At 68.9% G+C, this 264-nt stretch carries 1 pseudogene; it reads right to left on the bottom strand.

Annotated elements, in window-relative coordinates:
- Window positions 1-264: pseudogene (locus tag AC1RPT_RS08065) on the bottom strand (hypothetical protein); the annotation flags it as partial.

Raw genomic sequence — 264 nt, 5'->3', positions numbered from 1 at the left:
CGTACGGATGGCGCGGATGCACGGGAATCTGGTTGCAGCGTTCGACGACGCGGCGCACGGCGTCGATGTCGGAGAAGTCGAGGCCCGGGTCGATGCCTTGCGTGTAGAGGTTCAGCGCGAGCGTGACGAGATCGACGTTGCCGGTGCGCTCGCCGTTGCCGAACAGGCAGCCTTCGATGCGGTCGGCGCCCGCGAGCAGCGCGAGTTCGGCCGCCGCGACCGCGGTGCCGCGATCGTTGTGCGGATGCACGGACAGCACGATGC

The organism is Dellaglioa sp. CoH-56-MRSF-11, from assembly GCF_056782135.1.
Note: the sequence above shows the minus strand (reverse complement) of the source record. Positions and strands in the feature narration are given on the sequence as shown.